This is a genomic window from Xylophilus sp. GOD-11R, assembly GCF_033546935.1.
Classification (GTDB): domain Bacteria; phylum Pseudomonadota; class Gammaproteobacteria; order Burkholderiales; family Burkholderiaceae_C; genus Xylophilus.
The window spans coordinates 868,405-891,920 of sequence record NZ_CP137854.1; the positions used below are offsets into that span (position 1 = coordinate 868,405).

Annotated in this window: 16 protein-coding genes and 1 pseudogene; 3 read left to right on the plus strand and 14 right to left on the minus strand. The window is 69.5% G+C overall.

Features of this window, described 5'->3' with window-relative positions; translation table 11 throughout:
* Positions 1-8 precede the first annotated feature (8 nt).
* The 4 genes from R9X41_RS04095 to R9X41_RS04110 form a co-directional block, all read right to left on the minus strand.
* Positions 9-734, minus strand: a complete 726-nt coding sequence (locus R9X41_RS04095; RefSeq protein ID WP_318633617.1) for an extensin-like domain-containing protein — start codon at positions 732-734, stop codon at positions 9-11.
* Positions 735-797: 63 nt separating this feature from the next.
* Positions 798-2,879: a replication restart helicase PriA gene (gene priA / locus R9X41_RS04100; protein WP_318633618.1), complete on the minus strand. Its 2,082-nt coding sequence runs from the start codon at positions 2,877-2,879 to the stop codon at positions 798-800.
* Positions 2,880-3,954: 1,075 nt separating this feature from the next.
* A complete protein-coding gene (gene hemE, locus R9X41_RS04105; protein WP_318633619.1) occupies positions 3,955-5,109 on the minus strand; it encodes a uroporphyrinogen decarboxylase in 1,155 nt (384 codons plus the stop codon).
* Between the two features lie 33 nt (positions 5,110-5,142).
* Entirely contained in the window at positions 5,143-7,353 is a 2,211-nt protein-coding gene (locus R9X41_RS04110; protein WP_318633620.1) for a protein-disulfide reductase DsbD family protein, read from the minus strand.
* A gap of 223 nt (positions 7,354-7,576) precedes the next feature.
* Here R9X41_RS04110 and R9X41_RS04115 point away from each other — a divergent pair, with 223 nt between their 5' ends.
* The gene (locus tag R9X41_RS04115; protein ID WP_318633621.1) at positions 7,577-8,197 is read left to right on the plus strand and encodes a hypothetical protein; all 621 of its coding nucleotides are present in this window, start codon (positions 7,577-7,579) and stop codon (positions 8,195-8,197) included.
* A 50-nt stretch (positions 8,198-8,247) separates the two neighbouring features.
* Here the strand turns inward: R9X41_RS04115 and R9X41_RS04120 are convergent, their stop codons facing one another.
* The 5 genes from R9X41_RS04120 to rsmI form a co-directional block, all read right to left on the minus strand.
* Positions 8,248-8,469, minus strand: coding sequence for a hypothetical protein (locus tag R9X41_RS04120; RefSeq protein ID WP_318633622.1), 222 nt, complete (start codon positions 8,467-8,469; stop codon positions 8,248-8,250).
* A 67-nt stretch (positions 8,470-8,536) separates the two neighbouring features.
* A complete protein-coding gene (locus tag R9X41_RS04125; RefSeq protein ID WP_318633623.1) occupies positions 8,537-9,967 on the minus strand; it encodes an efflux transporter outer membrane subunit in 1,431 nt (476 codons plus the stop codon).
* Positions 9,968-9,975: 8 nt separating this feature from the next.
* A complete protein-coding gene (locus R9X41_RS04130) occupies positions 9,976-11,967 on the minus strand; it encodes a MacB family efflux pump subunit (protein ID WP_412556660.1) in 1,992 nt (663 codons plus the stop codon).
* A gap of 8 nt (positions 11,968-11,975) precedes the next feature.
* Positions 11,976-13,190, minus strand: coding sequence for an efflux RND transporter periplasmic adaptor subunit (locus tag R9X41_RS04135; RefSeq protein ID WP_318633624.1), 1,215 nt, complete (start codon positions 13,188-13,190; stop codon positions 11,976-11,978).
* 100 nt (positions 13,191-13,290) lie between these two features.
* Positions 13,291-14,220: a 16S rRNA (cytidine(1402)-2'-O)-methyltransferase gene (rsmI, locus tag R9X41_RS04140; RefSeq protein WP_318633625.1), complete on the minus strand. Its 930-nt coding sequence runs from the start codon at positions 14,218-14,220 to the stop codon at positions 13,291-13,293.
* Between the two features lie 4 nt (positions 14,221-14,224).
* Between rsmI and R9X41_RS04145 the strand changes: the two are divergent.
* Positions 14,225-14,648: pseudogene (locus R9X41_RS04145) on the plus strand (YraN family protein).
* A gap of 10 nt (positions 14,649-14,658) precedes the next feature.
* Here R9X41_RS04145 and R9X41_RS04150 read toward each other — a convergent pair.
* A complete protein-coding gene (locus R9X41_RS04150) occupies positions 14,659-17,187 on the minus strand; it encodes an ATP-binding protein (RefSeq protein ID WP_318633627.1) in 2,529 nt (842 codons plus the stop codon).
* A gap of 226 nt (positions 17,188-17,413) precedes the next feature.
* On the opposite strand from R9X41_RS04150, the gene ligD reads away from it, so the two are divergent.
* The gene (ligD, locus tag R9X41_RS04155; RefSeq protein WP_318633628.1) at positions 17,414-20,026 is read left to right on the plus strand and encodes a DNA ligase D; all 2,613 of its coding nucleotides are present in this window, start codon (positions 17,414-17,416) and stop codon (positions 20,024-20,026) included.
* A gap of 7 nt (positions 20,027-20,033) precedes the next feature.
* Here the strand turns inward: ligD and R9X41_RS04160 are convergent, their stop codons facing one another.
* The 4 genes from R9X41_RS04160 to R9X41_RS04175 form a co-directional block, all read right to left on the minus strand.
* A complete protein-coding gene (locus R9X41_RS04160) occupies positions 20,034-20,780 on the minus strand; it encodes an aspartate/glutamate racemase family protein (RefSeq protein ID WP_318633629.1) in 747 nt (248 codons plus the stop codon).
* A gap of 13 nt (positions 20,781-20,793) precedes the next feature.
* Positions 20,794-21,528 (minus strand): GntR family transcriptional regulator, encoded by a 735-nt coding sequence (locus R9X41_RS04165; protein ID WP_318633630.1) that lies wholly within the window; start codon positions 21,526-21,528, stop codon positions 20,794-20,796.
* Positions 21,529-21,552: 24 nt separating this feature from the next.
* Entirely contained in the window at positions 21,553-22,446 is an 894-nt protein-coding gene (locus R9X41_RS04170) for an ABC transporter permease (protein ID WP_318633631.1), read from the minus strand.
* A gap of 157 nt (positions 22,447-22,603) precedes the next feature.
* Positions 22,604-23,512 carry an ABC transporter permease gene (locus R9X41_RS04175; protein ID WP_318633632.1) on the minus strand — a complete coding sequence of 303 codons (909 nt, stop codon included), beginning with the start codon at positions 23,510-23,512 and terminating at the stop codon, positions 22,604-22,606.
* Positions 23,513-23,516 lie beyond the last annotated feature (4 nt).

Sequence of the window (23,516 nt, forward strand, 5' to 3'; positions counted from 1 at the left end):
GGGACGGCTCAGCTGCAGACCCGGAACGGGCCGCGGTCGAAATGGAAATGATCGCGGTGCGCGTCGTTGTAGGCCGGACTGAGCACGGCCGAGAACAGGGGGCAGGCGCCTTTTTCCGCCTCGCGCAGGAACTGTCCCGGCAGCGGCTGCGGCACGACCGTGGCGTCGCTCCAGTCCTGCCGCACCGAGATGCGCCGGCCGTTGGCCAGCCGGAAGCCGGCGATATCCAGCGCATTGGCGCGTGCATGTTCGCTGCGCCGGTCTGCCGAGCCACCGTAGATGTTGCGGCAGGCGTAGCTGCCGAGATGGTCGATCTGCGTGACCCGGCTGCCCAGGTGCACATAGGCCGAGGGCTGCAACGCGTGGCGCTCCCAGATGGCCAGCGCCGCGACCACCGGGCAGGTGAGCGGCGTGGGTGTGGACAGCCGCACCGAGCCGACCGAGATCAGCCGTGTCGCGCCCTGCCAGCCGCAGTCGTCGGTCTCGGCGCGGTCGTAGACCGGTGCATGGCGCACGCCGGCGCCGTCGAGCCAGGCGTAGCAGACAGCGGGCGGCGCCTCGGCCATTCGGCTGAGCTTCCAGCGGGTGAACGGGCCGGGTGCTTCGGTGACGTCGAGGGGCGCCCAGGGGTTCCAGCGCGACGGCACTGCGAGATCGCCCCGGTAGACCGCAAAGACTGCGGTGCCCGCGGCCAGCAGCAGGGCTGTGGGTACTAGCAGACGGGCGATGGACATGATGCGGCGAGTGTCCGACGAAGCGCCGTGGCGCGCGTTACCGGGTGTCTTGGCGCGGCCTGGTCAGATCGACAGCGGATCGACGTCGATCGCCCAGCGGATCAGGCCCTTGTGCTCCGGCCGGGCGCGCACCGCGTGCAGCAGCGGCTGCCAGGCGGCCAGGTAACGCTGCAGCGCGGGGCGGCCCTGGCTTTCGAGCAGCATCTGCGCCCGCTCCACGTCGGCCACGCGCTGCAGGGACATCGGCACCGCGTCGAAGGCGACCACCGCGCCGTCGGCCTCCAGCCCGGCCTCCACGGCGGCCTGCCGGGCGGCGCGCAGGAACTGCTGGGCGATGTCCTGGCTGCGGGCTTCGGCGCGCACCAGCGCCTGCGCGGCGCAGGGCGGCAGGCCGGCGCTGCGGCGTTCCTCGATCTGGGTGGCGGCAAAGCCGGGGTAGTCGTGCTTGCGCAGGTTGGCGAATAGTGGGTGCGTGGGGTGGAAGGTCTGCACCCACATCTCGCTGGCTTCGCCATGAGCGGCGTCGCGCCCGGCGCGGCCGCCGGCTTGCATCAGCAGGGCGAAAAGCCGCTCCGGCGCGCGGAAGTCGGACGAAAAAAGCGCACCGTCCGGGTTGATGGCCGCCACTAGCGTCATGCGGCGGAAGTCGTGTCCCTTGGCCACCATCTGGGTGCCGACGAGCACGTCGACATCGCCGGCGTGCACCTGCGCCAGCTGCGATTCGAGTGCGCCGCGCAGCCGCGTGGTGTCGGCGTCGATGCGGGCGATGCGCACGGGCGTGCCGTCGGGCCGCAGGGTGTCGGCCAGGCGCTCGGCGAGCAGCTCTTCGAGCCGTTCGGTGCCACGGCCGACCGGTGCGATGTCGAGGTTGCCGCACGACGGGCAGGCGCGCGGCACGCGCTCGGTGAATCCGCAGTGGTGGCAGCGCAGCGTGCGGTCGACCTTGTGGAAGACGCGGAAGGCGCTGCAGTGCGGACATTCGCTTTTCCAGTCGCAGTCGCCGCAGGCCAGCACCGGCGCATAGCCGCGCCGGTTGAGCAGCACCAGCGACTGCTCGCCGCGCGCGATGCGTTCGCGCATGGCTTCGAGCAGGGCCGGCGCGAAAACGGTGCCGCGCTGCTGCTGCTCCATGTTCACCAGCCGCACCCGGGGCAGGCTGCCGGCGCCGACGCGGTTCGGCATGTCGAGCCGCAGATAGCGCCCGCCGGGGTCGTCGGCGGTGGCGGGCCGGGCGAGATGCCAGCTCTCCAGCGAGGGCGTGGCCGAGCCCAGGATCACGCGCACGCCCTCGTTGCGTCCGCGCCAGACGGCGAGGTCCCGCGCTGAATAGCGCGCGCCTTCCTGCTGCTTGTAGCTGGGGTCGTGTTCCTCGTCGACGACGATCAGGCCCAGCCCCGGCATCGAGGCGAATACCGCCATGCGGGTGCCGAGCACGATGCGCGCCTGGCCGGAATGCGCCGCGAGCCAGCTCTTGAGCCGCTGCGGGTTGGTCATGCCGCTGTGCAGCGAGACCACGGCCGACTCCCCGAAGCGGGCGCGAAAGCGCGCTTCGAGCTGTGGCGTGAGATTGATCTCCGGCACCATCACCAGCGCCTGCGCGCCCGGCCTAGCCTCGAGCAAGGCGGCGACGGCGCGCAGGTAGACCTCAGTCTTGCCGCTGCCGGTGGAGCCGAACAGCAGAAACGTGCCGTCGGCCGCCGCCAGGTCCCGCAGGGCCTGCGCTTGCTCGGGTGTGGGTTCGGGCGCGGCTGTTGTGGACGTCGGCGCCTCTGCCGCGGCCGGTTTGCGGCTCAAGCGGCGCTCCAGCTGACGGGTGTCGAGGCCGCGCAGTTGTGGCGGCAGCGCGGCCAGGGCGACTTCGCCCGCCGCCCGCTGGTAGTAACGCGCGGCGAAGGCCACCAGGGCGCGCCATGGAGCGGCGAGTGGGGCCAGGCCGTCGAGCACCGCCGCGATCGATTTCAGATCGACCGATTCGTCGGGCACCCGCGCGTCGCCTTCCCAGACGATGCCCAGCAACTCCCGCGAGCCGAGCGGCACCCGCACCAGCGTGCCGGGTGCGAGGCGTCGATCGAAGCGGTAGCTCAGGGCGCTCGCCACGGTGCTGTGGGCGGGGGTTTGGACCAGGACGGGGATCAGGAAAGTCACGAAAACCGCAGGGGCGAAAAGGGCCGGGAGGAAGCACGGACACGCGCCGCGACGGGCTGTCCGGCGAGACCGGTTGCACCGTACGTGAGGCGATGACCGATCTGTGGATAACTTTGTTGACAGACGCCTTGAAGTATCGTCGGTTTTTCAAGTGGAAACGCCCGCAGCTCCACAAGCATGCCCATTGTTGTTAAAAATATTATTTCAAATCAACAGCTTGGGGGATCTTTCTGGCAAGTGACCAGAAAAAAGATCGCTAGGTGCACTTGCACAGGATCTGTGCACAACTGACGCGAGGTCGGGGGGCATTCACTTAGTTTGCGTCATCTTTTGCCGCACCGAAGGGGTGCCTCGTCAGCGCATTACGGGTTTTCACGGTTTTTGTGGATAACTTTGTTGATACCCCGTTGCGAACCGCGCTAAACCCGCGTCGGGCAAGGCTTTCAACGGATTGCCGTTAAAAAAGGCAACCGTTCTTGTCGTTATGAATCAACGACTTAGCGCGGTACACCCGATATTTGTTCTCAGATCGCCTTGAAGCCGCGGCAAAAACCGTGGATCACGAATTTTGTGCATAAGCAAGGCTGACGGACCAAATTTTCCCCTTGACAGGGCCGCTTCCTCGATTCGCCGTGATCGGCCGAAAAGCCGGTCGTGCGCAAAGCCAGTACCCATGCGGTCTCGCGCCGAAGTGACAGTTGCTCATGGTCGAGGAAATGCCAAAAAGTTCCTCAGAAAAATTCCGAATCGGGCTTTGGGCAAACCCGCCGGCCGGACGGTGCGCCGCCGCGGCGCCTTAGCCGTCGACTTCTGCAAGTCCTTGATTTCACTGGGGCTGTGGCTTCACCCACCGTTTCTGTGGACAACCATGTTGAAAGCCATGTGCCCATGTCCGCAAAGGCCCGCCCGGCAAGGGTTTCGACAGGATGCCCGGCAAAAAGGCAGCGGAGGTGCTGTATTGAAAATCAAGGGCTTACGCTCGTTCAGCGACAGTTACATGCCCGACATTGGATCCTTCGGTCTTGCTGCGCTGCAGCATGCATTTTTTTGCCGAACTTCGTGCCCGGCAGATCTGTCAGCGGCGCCGCTGGGCGCGCGAGTGATCGTGAACCGCCCGCACCAAACTGGCGACGTGGTCGGGCGGCGTGTGCTGGCTGATGCCGTGGCCGAGATTGAAGATATGCGTCGGGCCGGTCGAGCTCGCAGCGGTATGCGGCGCGCCGAAGCTGTCGAGCACGCGACGGACCTCGGCCTCGATTTGCGGCGGCGGCGCGAACAGCACGTTGGGATCGATGTTGCCCTGCAGCGCCTTGGCACCGCCCACGGCCGCACGGGCGGCGCCGAGGTTGACGGTCCAGTCCAGGCCCAGCACTTCGCAGTCGAGCGCGCCCATCTCGGCCAGCCACAGGCCGCCGCCCTTGGTGAAGACGATGCGGGGCACGTCCTGTCCGTCCGCACCGTGGCGCTTGAGTCCGGCGAGCACCTGGGCGGTGTAGGCCATGCTGAAGGCCTGGAACGCGCCGTCGGCCAGCACGCCGCCCCAGCTGTCGAACACCATCACCGCCTGGGCGCCGGCGTCGATCTGCGCGTTGAGGTAGGCGGTGACCGAGCGGGCATTGATCTCCAGGATGCGGTGCAGCAGGTCGGGACGCGCATAGAGCATGGTCTTGATCCGCTGGTAGTCGGACGAGCCCGCGCCCTCGACCATGTAGCAGGCCAGGGTCCACGGGCTGCCGGAGAAGCCGATCAGCGGAACGCGGCCCTGCAGCGCGCGGCGGATGGAGCTGACCGCGTCGAAGACGTAGCGCAGACGCTCCATGTCGGGCACTTCCAGCGCGGCGACGGCGGCGTCGTCGCGCAACGGTCGGGCGAAACGCGGACCCTCGCCTTCGGCGAAAGACAGGCCCAGGCCCATGGCGTCGGGCACGGTGAGGATGTCGGAGAACAGGATCGCGGCGTCGAGCGGAAAGCGCTCCAGCGGCTGCAGCGTGACCTCGGTCGCGTAGTCGGGGTTGGTCGCCAGGCCCATGAAGCTGCCGGCGCGGGCCCGGGTGGCGCGGTACTCCGGCAGATAGCGGCCGGCCTGGCGCATCAGCCAGACAGGGGTGTAGTCGGTGGCCTGGCGGCGGCATGCGCGCAGGAAGGTGTCGTTCTGCAGTGGCGCGAAAGCGGACGGGTTTGCGGACGACGTGGCGGATGAAGGGGCGCAAGAGGTGGGGATGGAAGCCATGCGGGATTGTCGCAGGCGACCCGTGGCGCCTTGTCAGCGGTCCGGCAGTGCCGCCAGCGCGGCCTTCACCTCGTCGCGCCCGAGCAGCTCGGTCAGCACCTGCGGAGGCCGGCCGGGTGCGTGCAGCACATATACCGGCACGCCGCTGCGACCGAGCGAACGCAGTGCCCGGGTGATGGCCGGGTCCTGGCGTGTCCAGTCGGCCCGCAGCGTGGCGACGCGCTTTTGCTCGAAGGCGGCGACCACGCCGGCGTCGGCCAGCGTGGTGCGCTCGTTGACCTGGCAGGTGACGCACCAGCTGGCGGTGAAATCGACGAAGACCGGGCGGCCTTCGGCCAGCAGCGTGCGGGTGCGCTCCTCGCTCCAGGGTTGCCAGCGGGCGTTGGCGTCTGCGCTGACGCCGACCGGGCCCGGTGGCAAGGCCTGCACCGCGCGGGGGCCGAGCGTGACGGCCAGCGCGATGAAGACGACCGCCAGCCCCGAGCCGAGCCATGCTCGGCCGCCGCCGTGAAGGCCCAGTGCCCAGATCACCGCGGCGCCCGCCACCAGCAGCAGCAGCAGGGCACCGGCGCCGTCGATGCCCGCTTGCTGCCCCAGCACCCACACCAGCCACGCGACGGTGGCGAACATGGGAAACGCCATCAGGCGGCGGAAGGTCTCCATCCAGGCGCCCGGTTTGGGCAGTGCACCCGCCAGCGCCGGGATCCACGATGCGAGGAGATACGGCAAAGCCATGCCCAGGCCCATCACGGCGAAGACCGGCAAGGCCTGCGCCGCCGGCAGGCCGAGCGCCAGCCCGAGCGAGGCGCCCATGAAAGGCGCGGTGCAGGGCGATGCGATCGCCACCGCCAGCGCACCGGAGAAGAATGCGTCGGCCACCGGATGGTGGATCGCCCGGCCCGCCAGACCGCGCGGCACCCACATGCCGAATTCGAAGACGCCGGCCAGATTGAGTCCGAGCAAGGTGAACAGCGCCGCCATGCCCGCGACCACCGCCGGTGATTGCAGCTGGAAACCCCAGCCCAGCTGGACGCCGGCCAGTCGCAGGGCGAGCACCAGTGCGCCCAGCGCGACGAAAGACAGCACCACGCCGGCGGTATAGGCCAAGCCAGCGATGCGGCCGGTGCGCGGTGCCGTGCCGTGCCGTGCGAAGCCGACGAGCTTGACCGCGAGTACCGGAAACACGCACGGCATCAGGTTGAGCAGCAAGCCACCGACGAGCGCCGCACCAAGAGCGGCGAGCCAGGTCGGCAGGGGCGCGGCCTGGGCGGGCAGCGGCGCGACGTCGGATGCGGCCCCGTTGTCGTCGAGGGCCGACTGGAGCGCTGCAGGCACGGTGGCGACCGCGGCGGCCGGCGGCCAGCTGCCGGCGACCGCCGCTTTGCCGCGCCAGCCTTCGCGCCGGCCGTCCGGGCCGGTCGCCACCAGCAGCACGGCCAGCGTGGCGGGAGATTCGCTGCGGTGCGCGGCGAGAGCGATGCGGGCGGTCCAGGCGGCGTCCTGCCAGGACTGCACCGGGTCGGCGGAGGGCTCGGTGATGCCCGGGGTTTCGGGGAACACCTCGATCGTCTTGCCGCGCAACGGTGCGGGCAGGGCGGAGGTGGTGAGCACGAGGCCGTCGGCGTCGACCCGTGCCGTCAGCGCGGACGGCAAGTCCTGTGGCCGCGCGGCGGCGGCGGCGGCAAATTCGGCCGACTGCATCGCGGTGCTGCTGCGCACGGGCAGCTCCAGCGCCAGCTCGCCCTGCTCCGGAATGCATTCCTGGCGGCAGACCAGCCATTGCGCCTGCAGCGACAGCAGCACGCTGTCTCGACCGATCGGCGGGCGGAAGTCCGGCGCGACCTCGATCGTCACCGGCAGCAGCACGGTGTCTTCGTAGCCGTAGTTCGCCAGCGGCCCGATGGGGATGCGGCGTGGCAGCGGCCAGTGCACCGCGCTGGCCGACAGGCCCGTGGGCAGCGTCCAGTTCAGCTGGGTCGGCAGGCCCGAGTCGCCCGGATTGAGCCAGTAGGTGTGCCAGTGCGGCTGATGGACGATGCGCAGTGCGGCCTGGAACCTGCCGCCGGGCACGACGCCTTCCGGCGCGGCGACGACGAGTTCGGCGCGCACGTGCGGTGTCTCCAGCGAGGCGGGGGCGACCGGAGCACGTGTCGTGGACAGCAGCTGCGCGCAGGCGCTGCCGCCAGCGACCAGGGTGAGGACGGCGAACAGGAAACGGCGGGCTTGCGCGGCGATGCGATACATGGGGCGTGGGTGTGAGGGGCGGCGGTCGGCGAAGTTCCGGACGGCCGCGGGGCGCCCATCGTAGCGGCGTGGGCGAGCGGCCGCGGTCGGCGCTTCGTCGCGCGTATGGGCGATCCGTCGTCGATAGCGCGCCTTCGTCGGATGGGTCCGGTGGCTGCTGCAGCGCTGCCTAGCATGAACTTTTCCCCTTCATTTCCCGTTCTGCAGGAGCGCTTCTTGAACCTTGCCCCGTTCTCCGATCTCACTGTCGCCGAATCGCTCGGCCTGGCTTGCGGTCATCGGCATCGCCTTGATCACGATCGGCGTGGGGCTGCGTCGCCGGCAGCGGCGCCTGCGGAACCTGCAGGAGCGCCGATCGGCCTGGCAGGAGCTTCAGTCACGGGTGGACAGCCGGCTGGAACACGCCCGCTTTTCCTATCGACCGGCAGCCCATGCTCTGGTGCTCGATGCGCGTGCCGCGCAATGGCATGGCGTGGCGGCGGAGTCGCTGCGCGCGGGTGACGACGTGCTCGTCGCGGGCTGGCACGATCTTCCGGCGACCCAGGCCGCGGCCGGCTGGATCGACAGCGCCTTGCGCGAGGCGCTGGCCAAGAAGGAGCCGGTGCAGTGCGAATACCTGGCGCGGTCGGCCGGCTCACTCAGTCTCCATCTGATCCTCACGGCGGTGCCGCTGCCGTCGTCCGGGCTGTTGCTGGGCACGGTGGCGTTGTATCGGGTTAAAGCTTTGTCGGGCGAGACTGGAGGCATGGTCGCGCGACCATCGTTCGGCGTGCAGGAAGAAGAGCTGGCCGCGGCGATGTCCCGCGCCTGGATGCCGGGCGAGCAGGCCGCCGCCTCGGCTTGAAATCGGCATGGGCCCTGGCCGATTCGGCCCGGGCCCGGTCTTGAAGATCCCTATCCGTAGTGAGCGATCCACTCCAGTCCGCGAATGCGCGCTTCCTCGATGGCGGCGGTCTCCACCTCGAAATCGCGAGCCTCGATGGCGATGGTGCGGGCACGCGTCGGCCAGACGTTCTTGGTCACCACCAGGCTCGGCAGGTAGCGGCCATTGGCCAGCCGTCGCGCGCTGCACGCCAGCTGGTAGTCGCCGTGACGGAACACCGACTCAGTCTGCATGAGAAGCCTCCCAACCGCTGAAAGACAGCAGTATGCGCGAGGCCGGTGACGACGGGAATGGGTCGTTTCAGACCTCGCCGCCGAGCACCCGCAACAGCGTGGCGTGGTTGACCAGCCGGTTGTAGCGATTGAGTGCCAGGGCGGTCTCGGCCGCGCGTCGGCTCTCCTGCGCATCGAGCCAGATCCGCAGGGCCACCGCACCCAGCCGATAACGGGTTTCGTACAGGCGCTCGGCGGTGCGGGCGTCGTCGAGCTGGGCCTGCAGTTGCTCGCCTTGCTCGGCATATCGGCTGCGTGCCGACAGGGCGTTGTCGACGTCGGCCAGCGCCTGATAGAGCGTCTGTCGGTAGCTCACCACGGCTTCTTCGTACTGCGCCTGCGAAATGCGGATGTTCAGGTCCATCTGGCGGTATTGCAGGAACGGCATGCTGAGCCCGGCGCCGAGCGTGGCGATCGGGTTCTGCAGCACGTTGGCCAGGCTGGTGCTGGAGCCGCCGAGCGCGCCGGTGAGCGTGAGCGCCGGGTAGTAGCTGGCGCGGGTGGCAGCGATGGTGGTGAGGCTGCCGCGCAGGCGCAATTCGGCTGCGCGCAGGTCGGGGCGGCGGGCCAGCACGTCGGCCGGTACGCCTTCGGGAATGGCGGGCAGGGCGCCGGTCGGCAGTGCCTGCGCGATCTCGCCGAAGACGGGTGGCAGGGTGCCGTCGAACAGCAGCGCCAGGGCGTTGCCCGCCTCGACCCGCTGCTGCTCGAGCAGGGCGAGTGCGGCGCGTTGCGACGACACCGTCTGCCTGGCCTCGGCCACTTCCAGGGGAGATACCGAGCCAGCGGTGAATTGCGTCTGCACCAGGGCCAACGTGCGTTCTGCGTAGGCGGTGCTCGATTGGGCCACGGCCACCCGCTGGCCGAGATAACGCAGCTGCCAATAAAGCGTGGCGGTGGTGCCGGCCAGGGCCTGCGCGCTGGATTCGCGGTCTTGCTCGGTGGCCTGCGCTTCCCATTGGGCGATGTCGCGCAGCGAGCCGAGCCGGTTCCACAAATCGACCTCGTAGCTGGCGCCCAGGCTCAGGGTATTGGTGCGGCTGGACGGCCCGCCGTCGAGCGCGCGCGACACGCCGGTGTTGAGCCCGCCGCTGAGCGTGGGCCGCAGGTTGGCCTGCGCGATGCCGGCCTGCAGCTGCGCGGCGCGCACCCGGAAACCGGCGGCGGCCAGGTCGTTGTTGCGGGCGATCGCGGCGTCGACCAGCTGGTCGAGCGTCGGGTCGCCGAAGGCGGTCCACCAGCGGCCGGTGAGGGCCTGGATGTCGCGCGGCGCGGTGACCACGCCGGTCGTCGGATCGACCGACGGCTTGGCCACTGAACCGTGGGCCCAGGTGGCGGGCACGTTGATGGCGGCCGACTGGTAAGGCTCCTTCGAGCCGGTCGCGCAGCCGGCGAGCACGAGGGCGGCGACCAACGGTATTGCCGGGATCGCGGCCAGCCTGAGTTGCTTGGTTCTCATGAGAAACGTCATTCCCGGGCCAGCGCCTCGACCGGGTCGAGGCGGGCCGCATTGCGTGCGGGCAGAAAGCCGAAGGCCACGCCGATCAGGGTGGAACAGGCGAAGGCGGCCACCATGGATGTGGTGGAGTAGATGAGCTTGAAGTCGATGCCGGCCGAATCCACCGCCACGCCCAGCGCCAGCGCGAGCAGGATGCCGAGCACGCCGCCGATCAGGCAGACCAGCACGGCTTCGATGAGGAACTGCTGCTGGATGTCCCCCTGCCGCGCACCGACCGCCATGCGCACGCCGATCTCGCGGGTGCGCTCGGTGACCGACACCAGCATGATGTTCATCACGCCGATGCCGCCGACGATCAGCGAGATCACCGCGATGGAGGCGACCAGCAGTGTCAGCGTGGCGGTGGTGGCGGTGATGGTCTGGCGGATGCTGTCGGTGTTGAGCACATAGAAATCCTTGCGGCCGTGGCGCTGCTCCATCAGCGCGCCGATGCCTTGCTCGGCGGCTTCCATGGAGGCGTCGTCGGCCACGCGCACGGTGATGCTGCGCAGATAGGACTGGTTGACGATGCGGCCCATGGCGGTGGTGTAGGGCACGAAGACGTTGAGTGCCTCGCTGTTGCCGAAGGCGCTGTCCTTCTTGGCGGCCACGCCGATCACGCGCACCGGCACGCTGCCGAGCAGGATCACCTGGCCGATCGGGTCGGGCGTCTGCGGGAACAGCTTCTTGCGGGTGTTGTCGTCGATCACCGCCACCTGCTCGCGCAGGCGCACGCTGTCGTTGCCGAAGGCCGAGCCCTGGGCGAGCGTCACGTCGCGCACCCGGAAGTACTGCTCGCCCACGCCGTTGACGGTGGCCGTCGCTTCCACGTTGCGCCAGCGCAGGGTGAGCGAGCTAGTGATGGTGGGCGTCACGCTGTCGACATAGGGCTGACGCGCCAGCGCTTCGGCGTCGGACGGCACCAGGGTGCGCACGGCGGCCGAGCGGGTGTCGCCGAATCCGGCACCGGAAAAGATCTCGATGGTGTTGGTGCCGATCGCCGAGATGTTCTTCAACACCTGCTGGCGCGAGCCTTCGCCGAGCGCCACCACCGCCACCACCGAGGCGATGCCGATCACGATGCCCAGCATGGTGAGAAAGGTGCGCAGCCGCTGCGCGTTCATCGCCAGCAGGGCCATGCCGAAGGCTTCCGAAAAACGGTCGGCGACGGCGCGGATGCCGCCCTTGGCCTGCGGGCGCGGTGCCAGTTCGGCGGCCGGCGTGGTGCGGGCCCGGGGCGTGGCGCGGTCGTCGATGATGACGCCGTCGCGGATCTCGATGATGCGGCCGGCGTGCGCTGCGACCTGCATGTCGTGCGTGACGATGATGACCGTGTGACCCTCGGCGTTGAGCTCCTGCAGGATCTTCATCACCTCCTCGCCGCTGGCCGAGTCGAGCGCGCCGGTGGGCTCGTCGGCCAGGATCACCGTGCCGCCATTCATCAGCGCGCGGGCGATGGACACCCGCTGCTGCTGACCGCCGGAGAGCTGCCCCGGACGATGCAGCGTGCGCTCGGCCAGGCCGAGCCGCTCCAGCAGGGCGCGGGCGCGTTCATGGCGCTCTTCGGCCGGCGTGTTGGCATAGACGGCGGGCACCTCGACGTTGCCGCGCGCGGTGAGGTCGCCGAGCAGGTGGTAGCGCTGGAAGATGAAGCCGAAATGCTCGCGCCGCAGCGCGGCCAGCGCGTCGGGCTCGAGCGCGCCGGTGGCGCGGCCGTCGACGCGGTAGCTGCCGGCAGTGGGCTTGTCGAGGCAGCCCAGGATGTTCATCAGTGTCGACTTGCCCGAGCCGGACTGGCCGACGATGGCGACCATTTCGCCGGCGGCGATCTCGAGGTTGATGTCCTTCAGTACGGCGATGGTGCCTTCGCCGGCCGGAAACTCGCGGCGCAGGTCGCGCAGTTCCAGCAGGGCGGGTCGGCCGGCGGCGGCTATCGGTGAGGAGGTGGCGTGGGTGTTCAACGCCGGCCTCACATGCGCATCGGCGGGCCGCGTCGCGCCGGCTGCGAGGTGTCGCGGGCCGACGCGTCGCCCAGCACCACGCGGTCGCCTTCGGCCAGGCCCTCGGTCACTTCCGCGCTGACGTTGTTGTTGATGCCGACCTTGATGCGGCGCTGCTCCGCCGTGCCGTCGGCGCCGACCACCCGCACCGTGTAGCCGCCGTCGCGGCCACGGCGGCCGAGCGCGGAAGTGGGGATGGTCAGGGCGTTCTTCGCCTCGCCGCGCACGATGGACACCTGCGCGGTCATGGAAATGCGCAGCTTGCCTTGCGGGTTGGCCACGTCGAACAGGCCGTTGTAGTACACGGCGGTAGTGCTGGTGGTGGAGGTGGAGCTGCTGCTCGTGGTGGTGTCGGTGAGGATGGAGTCCGGCGCCGGTTCCACCGTGCGCAGCGTGGCGTAGTAGCGGTTGTCGGGTTCGCCGAGGATGGTGAAGTAGACCTTCTGGCCGGGCTGCACCTTCACCACGTCGGCTTCGGAGATCTGCGACTTGACGGTGACGGTGTCGAGCTGCGCGACCTTGACGATGGTCGGGGTCGTCTGGTTGGCGTTCACCGTCTGGCCCTGCTGCGCGACGATGGCCACCACCTTGCCGTCGATCGGCGAGACGATGCGGGTGTAGCCGAGGTTCACCTTGGCGGTGTCGGCGGTCACGCTGGCCTGTGTGATCTGCGCCTGCAGCGAGGCGGCGGTGGCCTTGGCGCTGTCGTAGGTGGCCTGGGCGGTTTCCAGATCGATCCTCGAACCGGCCTCGCCCGCCAGCAGTTGCTGCTGGCGGCGGAAGTTGAGCTCGGCCTGCAGCAGCGTGGCGCGCTGGGCGGCGAGCTGGGCGCGCACGTTGGCCAGCGCCGCTTCGGCGTTGCGCAGCGCGTTCTGCTGGGTCAGGGAGTCGATTTCGGCGATGAGGTCGCCCTTCTTGACCGAGTCGCCGAGCTTGACGGCCAATGTCTTGATCTGCCCGGACACCTGGGCGCCGACGCTCACCTGCTTGAAGGCCTGCAGCGTGCCGGTGGCAAGCACCGCGTCTTCGAGGTCGCCGCGCGAGACCGGCGCGGTGACGTACTGGGGCGGCTGGGGTGCGGGAAAGAATTTATGCCGGGCGAGCCAGCCGATGGCGGCGAGCACGGCGAGGATGAGAACGAGACGAACGGGGCGTTTCCGCCAGGAAGCGAGGCGCAGGGGCATGGTGTCGGCAAGTGTCGGGTGACGGTGCAACGCTTTTTCCAGCGGCGTGCGAAGTGGATGTAAAGACGCGCGAAAGCGTCGCGCCGATCGGGCCGGCGGCTCAGTCCTGTTCGCTCTGGCGCGCGGCGAGCCCCGCTTCGTACAGCGCGTTGCGGCTGGCACCGGTGATGTCGGCCGCCAGTCGCGCGGCACTCTTGAGCGGCAGTTTCTCGGCCAGCAGCAGTGCGAGCACGCGTCGGCCTTCCTCGGCCACCGCGTCGGCGGCGACGGGTGCGGCGTGCAGCAGCACCACGTATTCGCCCCGACTGCGCTGGCTGCTGGCCGCCACCCAGGCGGCCGCGCCCTGTGCCGGCACGGTGGCGATCTCCTCGAACTGCTTGGTGAGCTCGCGTGCCATCGTCACCGGCCGGTCGCCCAGCGGCGCCAGCGCGGCAGCCAGCTCGGCGATGCGGTGCGGCGCCTCCAGCAGAATGACCGGCCTGGCCTGCGCGCCGAGCGCCTTCAGAACCGTGGCCCGTTCGCCCGCCTTCGACGGCAGGAAGCCGGCGAAGACGAAGCTGCCGTCGTCGTGGCCTGGCGCCACGATGCCGGCGGCGCTGAGCGCGGCGGTGATGCTGCTGGCACCCGGCAGCGGCACGACGGCATGGCCGGCGGCGCGCACGGCGGCGGCCAGGCGCGCGCCGGGGTCGCTCACCGCGGGCGTGCCGGCATCGCTGGCGTAGGCCACGCGTTCGCCGGCGGCCAGCCGAGCGATCACCGCCTGCGCCGCTTCGGATTCATTGTGGCGATGCACCGCGACCAGCGCCACGCCGGCGCGGTCGATGCCGTAGCTGCGCAGCAGTGCGCCGGTGTGCCGGGTGTCTTCGCAGGCCACGGCGTCGACGGTCTGCAGCAGGTGCAGCGCGCGCAGCGTGATGTCTGCCAGGTTGCCGATGGGTGTGGCCACCATGTAGAGCGCGCCGGCCGGGTAGTGCTGCGCGCCTGCGGCATCATGGGCGGCCGACAGGGCAGGGGCGAATGAGGCACTCAATGGAATTCTTTCTGCGAAAGCTGCGGGCGCCGTCACCGGAGCCCGCCCAGGTGGATGCGGCGCCGGCGGCGTCGACGACCAAGCAGCGTGGCGATGCCGGCGAACAGCGGGCACTGGCCCATTTGGCGGCGGCGGGCTTGCGCCTGCTGGAGCGCAATTATCGAACGCCCGGCCGGGGTGGCGGCGAGATCGATCTGGTCATGCGAGATCGAGATGGCACCGTCGTCTTCGTGGAGGTGCGGCAACGTGCCGGTCGTGCCCATGGTGGCGCGGCGGCCAGCGTGAGCGGGGTGAAGCAGCGGCGCATCGTGTTCGCGGCGCGGCATTACCTGTCGCGGCTGCGGGTGTTGCCGCCATGTCGCTTCGACGTGGTCACGCTCGAGGGCGAGCGGCTGGAGTGGCTCCAGGCCGCATTCGACGCGGCCTGACGCACGCCGCTCAGGCCGTTTCGGTCTTCCGTGCCGCAGCGGTCTCGACCAGGATGCGCACCAGCGCGTCGGGGTCGACCGGCTTGGTGAGATGGCGGTCGAAGCCGGCGTTGAGCGCTCGGCGCTTGTCGTCGGCACCGCCCCAGCCGGTGAGGGCGACCAGCACCGGCGGTGTCTCACCGGGCATCTGCTCGCCGCGCAGCTGTTGGGCGACCTCGTAGCCGTTGAGGCCCGGCATGCCGATGTCGAGAAACACGACATCGGGCCGGTATTCGAGCACCAGTTCCAGCGCGGCCAGGCCGTCGTGGGCGATGCGCACTTCGTAGCCGTCGAGCTCCAGCAGCGCCTGCAGGGTTTCGGCGCCGTCGACGTTGTCGTCGGCCAGCGCCACCCGCAGCGGTGCGTGGCCGGCGGCAGCCGACGGAGCCTCTTGGGCGACCGGCGGCGTACCGGCATGCAGGCCGGGAATGCGCAGCACGAATTCGCTGCCGCGACCTAGCCCGGCACTGCTGGCCTGCACGGTGCCGCCGTGCAGCTCGACGATGCCCTTGACCAGCGCCAGCCCGATGCCGAGCCCGCCTTCGGAGCGCTCCAGCGCCGGTTCCACCTGCGAGAACATCGCGAAGATGCGGTCGAGCGAAGCCGGCGCGATGCCGATGCCGGTGTCGCTCACCCGCAGCTCCAGCACGTCGCCGTCGTGGCGGGCCGCCAGGCGAATCGTGCCGCCCGGGTCGGTGTACTTGGCCGCGTTGGTGAGCAGGTTCGACAACGCCTGCGCCAGGCGCAGCGGATCGGCGTCGATCAGCATGGCCTCGGCCGCCAGGTCGACTTCGAGGCGATGCTTGCGGGCGGCGATGACCGGCCGCGCGGTTTCCAGTGCTGCTTCCACCACCGAGGCGGCGGAGGTCGGCGTCTTGCGCACTTCCAGGATGCCGCGGGTGATGCGCGACACGTCCAGCAGATCGTCGAGCAGCAGGGCCATGTTGCGCACCTGGCGCTCTATCACTTCATGGCTCCATCGCAGTTGCTGCAGCGTGGCACTCGGTTCGCTGGAGATGCGCGCCGCGCTGCGGATCGGCGCCAGCGGGTTGCGCAGCTCGTGCGCCAGCGTGGCGAGGAACTCGTCCTTGCGGCGGTCGGCGTCCTGCAGGGCTTCCTCGGCGCGCTTGCGGTCGGTGATGTCGACCAGCACGCCGGGCATGCGCTGGGCGTTGCCGTTGGCATCGCGCTCCACCCGGCCGTGCGCCACCACCCAGCGGTGCGATCCGTCGGGCTGCAGCACCCGGTGGTCGGAGCGCCAGTCGGCGCCCCGGGTGAGCGAGCGGCGCAGCAGCTGGCGCAGCGCGTCGCGGTCTTCCGGATGGGCGCAGTTCACGAAGGTATCGAGCGATCCGCCGATGCGGGCTTGCGGGCCGGCGACGGCGAAGAGCCGCGCCAGGTTGTCGTCGGGCAGCAGCAGGTCGGCGGCCACGTCGTAGTCCCAGGTGGAGATGTCGGCGGCGTCGAGCGTGGCGGCCAGGCGCTCGCGGGTACGGCGCAGGGCAGTGTCGGTGGTGGCGCGCTCCACGGCGGCCCAGGTGCGTTCGGCCACGTCGGCGGCCAGTTCGAGTTCGCGGTCGGACCAGCGCCGGGGCGTGGCGTGCGCCAGGAACAGGTAGGCCACCAGGCTGCGATGCTTGACCAGCGGAATCGCCGCCACCGAGCGCGCGCCGGTGTGGCCGAACATCGCGCCGATCTCGCGGGCGATGGCGCCGGTGTCTTGCGCCAGGTCGTGCAGCACGACGCGCGAGCCCGAGCCGAGCGCGGCCAGCGTGGTCGGCATGGCGCCCGGCGAACGCGGGGTGCCGCGCGCGGTGGGCAGGGTACCGTCGCCGTGGCTGGTCTGGGTGACGGCATGGCCGCTCGGCAGGATCTCGCCGTAGCCGACCAGGCCGGCGTCGAGCTCGTCGGCCAGCAGCTGTACAGCCAGATGCTTGACCTCGGTCGCGTCGGAAATCGGCCGGAGCAGGTCACCCAGGCGCAGCTGGAAACCGAGCAGGCGCTGGGTGAGCACCGCGTCGGTGGTCTCGCGGCAGGTGCAGATCATGCCGTCGACCGCGCCATCGCGGCTGTGCACGGGCAGGTAGGAAAAGGAGAAATGCGTCTCTTCGGGATAGCCGTGCCGGTCGCGCATGGTGAAGGCGATGTCTTCCATGTGCACCGCCTCGCCGCCGTAGGTGCGCTCCATGATCGGGCCGACGTCGTCGATGATGTCGGCCCACACCTCCGCGAACGGCCGGCCGAGCGCCGTCGGGTGCTTGCTGCCACACAGCGGCGCATAGTGGTCGTTGTAGATCATCACGCGCTCCGGCCCCCAGGCCAGGAAGCGCGGTTCGTGCGCCGCCAGGATCACCTCGACCAGCGTGAGCAGTGCGTCCGGCCACTGCTCGGGCAAGCCCAGCGCCGTACTCGCCCAGTCGTGCGCGCGCACGCGTTCGGCCATGTCGCCGCTCGCGTGGGGAAGAAAGGCGAACTGCGTGGTGGATGGGGCGGCGGTCAAGGGCTGCGGACGGGCATGGGGGTGTTTTTGCGGTTCGGATCGGTGGGCGATCGAGCACGCGAGAGAGCTGAAATTATTGCAGTGCAACGCGTTTCTGGCTGCGGCCACAAGCCGACGACGGCAGGTCGTTTCGTCCTACGTGGACACGTGTCGCAGCGCACTAGCTTTTGCCGATTTAACCCGCGCTGACAAGGTCACCAAAGCACAATGCCAGCACCATCGCTCGATGCCGCCGTTCGATCCGCAGGACTTCGGCAGCGCCGCCGAAACCGGGAGCCTGAGCATGGCGCGTGACCGAACGCGAGCCGCCGACACGCTGGAACGCTACCGCGCCAAGCGCGACTTCAGCGCCACGCCGGAGCCGCGCGGACAACGGGCGAGCGACGGCGACGAACGCATCTTCGTCGTGCAGGAGCACCACGCCAGCCATCTGCATTACGACTTCCGGCTCGAGCTCGACGGCACGCTCAAGAGTTGGGCGGTGCCCAAGGGGCCGAGCCTTGATCCGCACGTCAAGCGCATGGCGGTGCAGGTTGAGGACCATCCGCTGTCGTATGCGGGCTTCGAAGGCACGATTCCCGAAAAGCACTATGGCGCCGGCACGGTGATCGTCTGGGACGCCGGCACCTGGCAAATCGATGGTGATGCCAGCGCTGCCTACACCAAAGGGCGGCTCAAATTTTCGCTGGCCGGCCAGAAGCTGCGCGGCCACTGGAACCTGGTGCGGATGAAGCCGCGCGAGGGCGAGCGCAGCCCGTCGTGGCTGCTGATCAAGGAAGACGATGCCGAGGCCCGGCCGGAACAGGATTTCGATCTGCTGAAGGAGCGGCCCGGCAGCGTGCTGGGCGGCGCGAAGGCCAGGTCCGCGAAAACGAGCGCTACGGCAAAAACAAAGATAAAGACCAAGACCAAGGCCAAGGCCAAGCCGGTCGCCCTGCCCGAAACCCTCGCGCCCCAACTCGCCACCCTGGCCGACGCCCTGCCGCCGGATCGCGACGCCTGGGCCTTCGAAGCCAAGCTCGACGGCTACCGCTTGCTGGTGCGTAGCGAGGCCGGCACGATCCGGCTGTTCACCCGCAACGGCCATGACTGGACTTCGAAGATGCGTCCACTCGCCGACGCCCTGGCCCGACTGAGCCTGCCGGACGCGTGGATCGACGGCGAGGTCGTCGCCGCCGGCCCCAAAGGCACGCCCGACTTCCAGGCCCTGCAGCGCGCCTTCGACGGCCAGGACACCGCACACCTCGTCTACTACGCCTTCGACCTGCCGTACTGCGACCGCGCCGACCTGCGCGCATCGCCGCTGGACGAACGCCGCGAGCGCCTGGCCGGGTTGATCGGCACCGCCACCACCGGCATGGTCCGTTTCTGCCAGACCCTGCAGGGCGACCCGGCCGAGCTGCTGCAGCAGGCCTGCGCATTCGGTTTCGAGGGCCTGATCGGCAAGCGGCGCGACGGCCGCTACGTCTCGCGCCGCTCGCCTGGCTGGATCAAGCTCAAGTGCGGTCGACGGCAGGAGTTCGTCATCGGCGGCTTCACCGATCCGCGCGGCAGCCGCAGCGGTCTGGGGGCGCTGCTGTTGGGGTATTACGACGACGGCGCCCTGCGCTTCGCCGGCAGCGTCGGCACTGGATTCGATCAGGCCACGCTCGACGACCTGCGCGGCCGTCTCGATGCCATCGCGACGGACCGCAGCGCCTTCGCCGACGGTACCGGCGTGCCGCGCGGCGCGCACTTCGTCGAGCCCCGGCTCGTCGCCGAAATCGCCTTCGGTGAGTGGACACGCGACGGCCATCTGCGCCACCCGGTGTTCCACGGACTGCGAGTCGACAAACCGGCCCGGACGATCGGGCGCGAACAGGCGCAGGAACCGATGCAGACATCCCGCAAGACCGCCGCCCCTTCCAAGTCCAAGGCCGCCAGGACCAGCGCCACGGCCGCCAACCCGCTCGAGGGCCTGCGCGTCACCCACGGCGAACGGGTGATCGACGACAAGAGCGGCATCACCAAGATGGACCTGCTGCGCTACTACGCGAGTGCCGCGCCACTGATGCTGCCGCACTTGGCCGACCGTCCGCTGGCCATGCTGCGATCACCCGAGGGCGTCGGCGGCGAGGCCTTCTTCCAGAAGCACGCCGAGGCCCGCGATATCGCCGGCATGCGTCGCCTGGACCCCGCCTTCGACCCCGGCCACGGCGCGCTGCTGGTGGCAGACGACGCACTGGCGCTGCTGTCGGCGGTGCAGATGAATGCGATCGAGTTCCACACCTGGAACGCCGTCGTCGGCCAACGCGCGAAACCGGCCAAAATCGCGCTGCCCGATCGCCTCACCTTCGACCTCGACCCGGGCGACGGCGTCGGCTGGCCGCAGATGCGCGAGGCAGCGCAACTGCTGCACGGCTTCCTGGACGAGCTCGGCCTGGTCTCGTTCCTCAAAACCTCCGGCGGCAAAGGCCTGCACGTGGTGCTGCCGCTGAAGCCCAAGGCGGATTGGGACACGGTGAAGGGGTTCGGCCAGAAAGTCGCGCAACACATGGCGGCGGTGATTCCGGCGCGCTTCGTTGCCAAGAGCGGTCCGCGCAACCGCGTCGGCAAGATCTACATCGACTACCTGCGCAACGGCTACGGCGCGACGACGGTATCGGCCTGGTCGGTGCGCGCCCGGCCGGGGCTGGGCGTGTCGGTTCCGGTTGGCTGGGACGAACTGCCGACGGTCAACGGCGGCGATCACTGGACGGTGAAGACGGTGGAGGAGCGGCTGGACATCGGCAACACGCCGTGGGACGGCTACGAGGCAGTAGCGCAGTCGCTCGACAACGCCATCGGCCGGCTCGACTGAGCCGCGCTCAGGCTCGCCCGAACGCGCGCAGTTCCGCAGACACCCCGCTCCACGTCACATCGCAGCCGGCCACGCAATGCGCACCTGGCGCGCCGGGCGACTCCATGGCCCGCAAGGCTTCCTGCGCGCCGGCGGCCACGCTGTCGATCAGCCGCACGCCGACCTCGCCCTGCAGCACCTCGGCCATGCCGGCCAGGCCCGCGCCGCCGACGATCACCGACTGCACGCCGGCAAGGGCCGCCGCCTGTCGGCAGGCCTCGACCAGCAGGGCTTTGGCGCCTTCCGGGTCTTCGGCCAATTGCGCGCCGCTGGGGGCGACGGTGACCACGCCGGCCAGTGCCTCGCCATGGCCAAGGCCCCAGGCCAGGCGGCGCAGCATCGGGTCCCAGGTCGCGCCGCCGGTCACCACCGCGAACCGGCCAGCGCGCGAGGCCTGCATGAAGGCGGCCTCGGCCAGGCCGGTGATCGGCACCGGGCTGCTTTCGCGCAGGGCGAACAGGCCGGGGTCGCCGAAGCAGCCGATCAGCACCGCGTCGGGCGCTTCGGCCGGTGGCACGAGCGCGGAGGCCCAGGCATCGAGCGTGGCGTGGGCCGCGACCGCGTAGCTCGCCTCGTTGGCGATGTAGGGCGCGCCCAGGCGGGCCGTGACGGTCGACACCTGCACCCCTGGCCCCGCGATGGCCGCGACATGGGTCTGCAGCAGCGAACTGACATGCGCCGAGGTGTTGGGGTTGATGACGAGCAGGCGGCGCATGGTTTTTGTCTCCTCAACTGGTCGTGGTGACGCGGCCGAACAGGCTCGCGAGATCGGGCGGCCCGGCGGGGCGCTGGGTGAAATGCAATTGCGATTCGATCTGCTCCAGGTGCTCGCGCATGAAGCGTGCCGCCTCGTTGGCGTCGCCCAGGCGGATCGCGTCGAGCAGCCGGCGGTGGTCCAGGCAGGCGCAGGCCGGGCTGCCGGCCTGCAGGGCGCCGCCGGTGCCGTAGCGCATGATGATCAGCGAGGTGCGGAACACCAGTTCGCGCAGCACGCGGCCCAGCGTCTGGTGGCCGGAGCCCTCGGCGATCAGCAGGTGGAATTCGCCGGTCAGCCGCACCGCACGCACGGTGTCGCCGGCGGCGTGTGCCGCTTCTTCCTGGGCGATGCAGTCGGCCAGGCCCTGCACTGCGGCACCAGACGCATTGGCGATAAACAGCGCGACCAGGCGCGGCTCGATCATGCGGCGCACTTCGAAAACCTCGCGGGCCTCTTCCACGCTGGGCTGCGCCACCGAGGCGCCGCGCCGGGGCGTGAAGGTGACGATGCGTTCGTTGGCCAGGCGCACCAGCACCGGATGGATGCGGGTGCGCGACACACCGAAGGCCTGCGCCAGCCGGTCGGACACCAGCTTGGTGCCAGGCGGCAGGCGCTGGTCGAGGATGGCGGCGACCAGCCGCTCGTAGATGGTTTCGTCGGAGAGATGGGGCTCCTCGACGGCGGCCGAGGCGGTGGCGGAATTCATCGCGAAATCGTCATGCGGACGTCGTCATGCAGAAACGGTGCGGCCGCGCCGGCGCAGCAGCAGGCCGAGCCCGAAGGCCAGGCCGATCACCAAAAATGACACTACCGTGGTGACGGTGCCGAGTGCGTAGATGGCCGGGGTGGTGACGGTGGAGGTCAGGCCCTGCAGCTCCAGCGGCAGGGTGTTGACGTCGCCGATGGCCTGTGAGGTGCGGGCGATCTCGTCCCAGCTCAGGGTGAAGCCGAACATGCCCACGCCGATCACGGGCGGCGCGATCAGCGGCAGTACGACGTGGCGGAAGGTCTGCCAGGGCGTGGCGCCGAGGTCGCGCGCGGCCTCTTCGTAAGCCGGGTTGAAGCGGTTGAAGACCGCGAACATGGTCAGCAGGCCGAAGGGCAGGGTCCAGGTGAGATGCGCGCCCAGTGCCGAGCTGAACAGGCCCAGGGCGGTGCCGTAGTTATCGAGCGTGTCCTGCGCGCCGACAGCCTCGAGCAGCCATTTCACGCCGGTGTCGAGCAGCCGAAACTGCAGGCCGATGCCGAGCGAGACCACGATGGAAGGCATCACCAGACTGGCCACGGTGACGTAGAACAGCGCGTTGCCGCCGCGCAGCTTCTTGCGAAAGGCAAGGCCCGCCGGCACCGACAGCAGCACCGTCAGCGCCATCACGACCAGGCCTAGCACCAGCGAGCGGGTGAAGGCCGCGCCGATGTCGACCGTGCCCAGGCCTGCAGCGAGCGATCGGAACCAGTGCAGCGACACGCCACGCATCGGAAAGGTCAGCCCGCCTTCGGGCCCCTGGAAGCTCAGCAGGAAGATGACGAACATCGGCCCGTACATGAAAGCCACGAACAGGCCGAAGACGATGGCCAGCGGCCAGAAGCCGGGCGCGCGGCCGGTTGAATGGGGTGCATGCATCAGCAAGGTCTCCAAAGGCTGCAAGCGCGCGCCGCTTCAACCGGCCAGCGCAGCGAAGCCCGTGCGGGAACGCGGCCGGGCCGGCTTTGCCGGACGGCCAGCGTTGCCCCCTGCAAGGGGGTGGGCGGCCACACGAAGTGGGCGAGCCTGGGGGTTTTCATAGCTCCTTCCTGATGTCGACCACGCGGGTCAGGCCCCAGATGATCATGAGCACGGTCACCAGCAGCACCACCGCGTTGGCCGCGGCCAGCGGGAACTGCAGATAGGAGGTCTGCACCTGGATGATCTTGCCGACCGAGGCGATCTGCTGGCCGCCCATGGTGCCGATGGTGACGAAGTCGCCCATGACGATGGTGACCACGAAGATCGAGCCGATCAGGATGCCGCTCTTGCACAGGGGCACGATCACGCTCCAGAGCGTCTGCCAGCCGGAGGCGCCGGCGTCGGCGGCAGCTTCGAGCAGGCTGCGGTCGATGCGCATCATGCTGTTGAAGATCGGCACGATCATGAACATGGTGTAGAGGTGCACGAAGGCAAGCGTCACCGAGAAGCCGGAGAACAGCAGCCACTCCACCGGCTGGTCGACGATGCCGAGCCCGGTCAGCACGCCGTTGACCAGCCCGTTGCGGCCCAGCATGGGCACCCACGAGATCATGCGGATGACGTTGGAGGTCCAGAACGGAATCGTGCAGAGGATGAACAGGGCGGTCTGCAGCCCAGGCGAGTGCACGTGAAAGGCCAGAAAGTACGCCACGGTGAAGCCCAGCACCAGCGTGATGCCCCAGACCAGCACGCAGAACTTGAGCGTAGAGAGGTAGGTGGAGAGCGTCACGCACAGACTGCCGTCCTCGTTCAGCCGCGAGCAGCCTTCGAACACCGACAGGTAACTCTTGAGCGTGAAGCCCGGCAGCAGCTCGTACTCGTTGAAGTCCCAGAAGCTGACCATCACGACCAGCGCCAGCGGCACGATGAAGAACAGCAGGAACACCGCCGCGAACGGCCCCGCCTGCCACCACGGCTTGACGTTCAACGCTGGCGCAGCGGCAGGGATGTCAGATGTGTTCATGCTG

Bases quoted from the DNA above. Each gene is read 5' to 3' on its own strand.
- R9X41_RS04095 (WP_318633617.1), bottom strand. From the start codon at position 734: ATGTCCATCGCCCGTCTGCTAGTACCCACAGCCCTGCTGCTGGCCGCG.
- hemE (WP_318633619.1), bottom strand. From the start codon at position 5,109: ATGGCTTCCATCCCCACCTCTTGCGCCCCTTCATCCGCCACGTCGTCC.
- R9X41_RS04110 (WP_318633620.1), bottom strand. From the start codon at position 7,353: ATGTATCGCATCGCCGCGCAAGCCCGCCGTTTCCTGTTCGCCGTCCTC.
- R9X41_RS04120 (WP_318633622.1), bottom strand. From the start codon at position 8,469: ATGCAGACTGAGTCGGTGTTCCGTCACGGCGACTACCAGCTGGCGTGC.
- R9X41_RS04125 (WP_318633623.1), bottom strand. From the start codon at position 9,967: ATGAGAACCAAGCAACTCAGGCTGGCCGCGATCCCGGCAATACCGTTG.
- R9X41_RS04135 (WP_318633624.1), bottom strand. From the start codon at position 13,190: ATGCCCCTGCGCCTCGCTTCCTGGCGGAAACGCCCCGTTCGTCTCGTT.
- ligD (WP_318633628.1), top strand. From the start codon at position 17,414: ATGCCGCCGTTCGATCCGCAGGACTTCGGCAGCGCCGCCGAAACCGGG.
- R9X41_RS04160 (WP_318633629.1), bottom strand. From the start codon at position 20,780: ATGCGCCGCCTGCTCGTCATCAACCCCAACACCTCGGCGCATGTCAGT.
- R9X41_RS04165 (WP_318633630.1), bottom strand. From the start codon at position 21,528: ATGAATTCCGCCACCGCCTCGGCCGCCGTCGAGGAGCCCCATCTCTCC.
- R9X41_RS04170 (WP_318633631.1), bottom strand. From the start codon at position 22,446: ATGCATGCACCCCATTCAACCGGCCGCGCGCCCGGCTTCTGGCCGCTG.
- R9X41_RS04175 (WP_318633632.1), bottom strand. From the start codon at position 23,512: ATGAACACATCTGACATCCCTGCCGCTGCGCCAGCGTTGAACGTCAAG.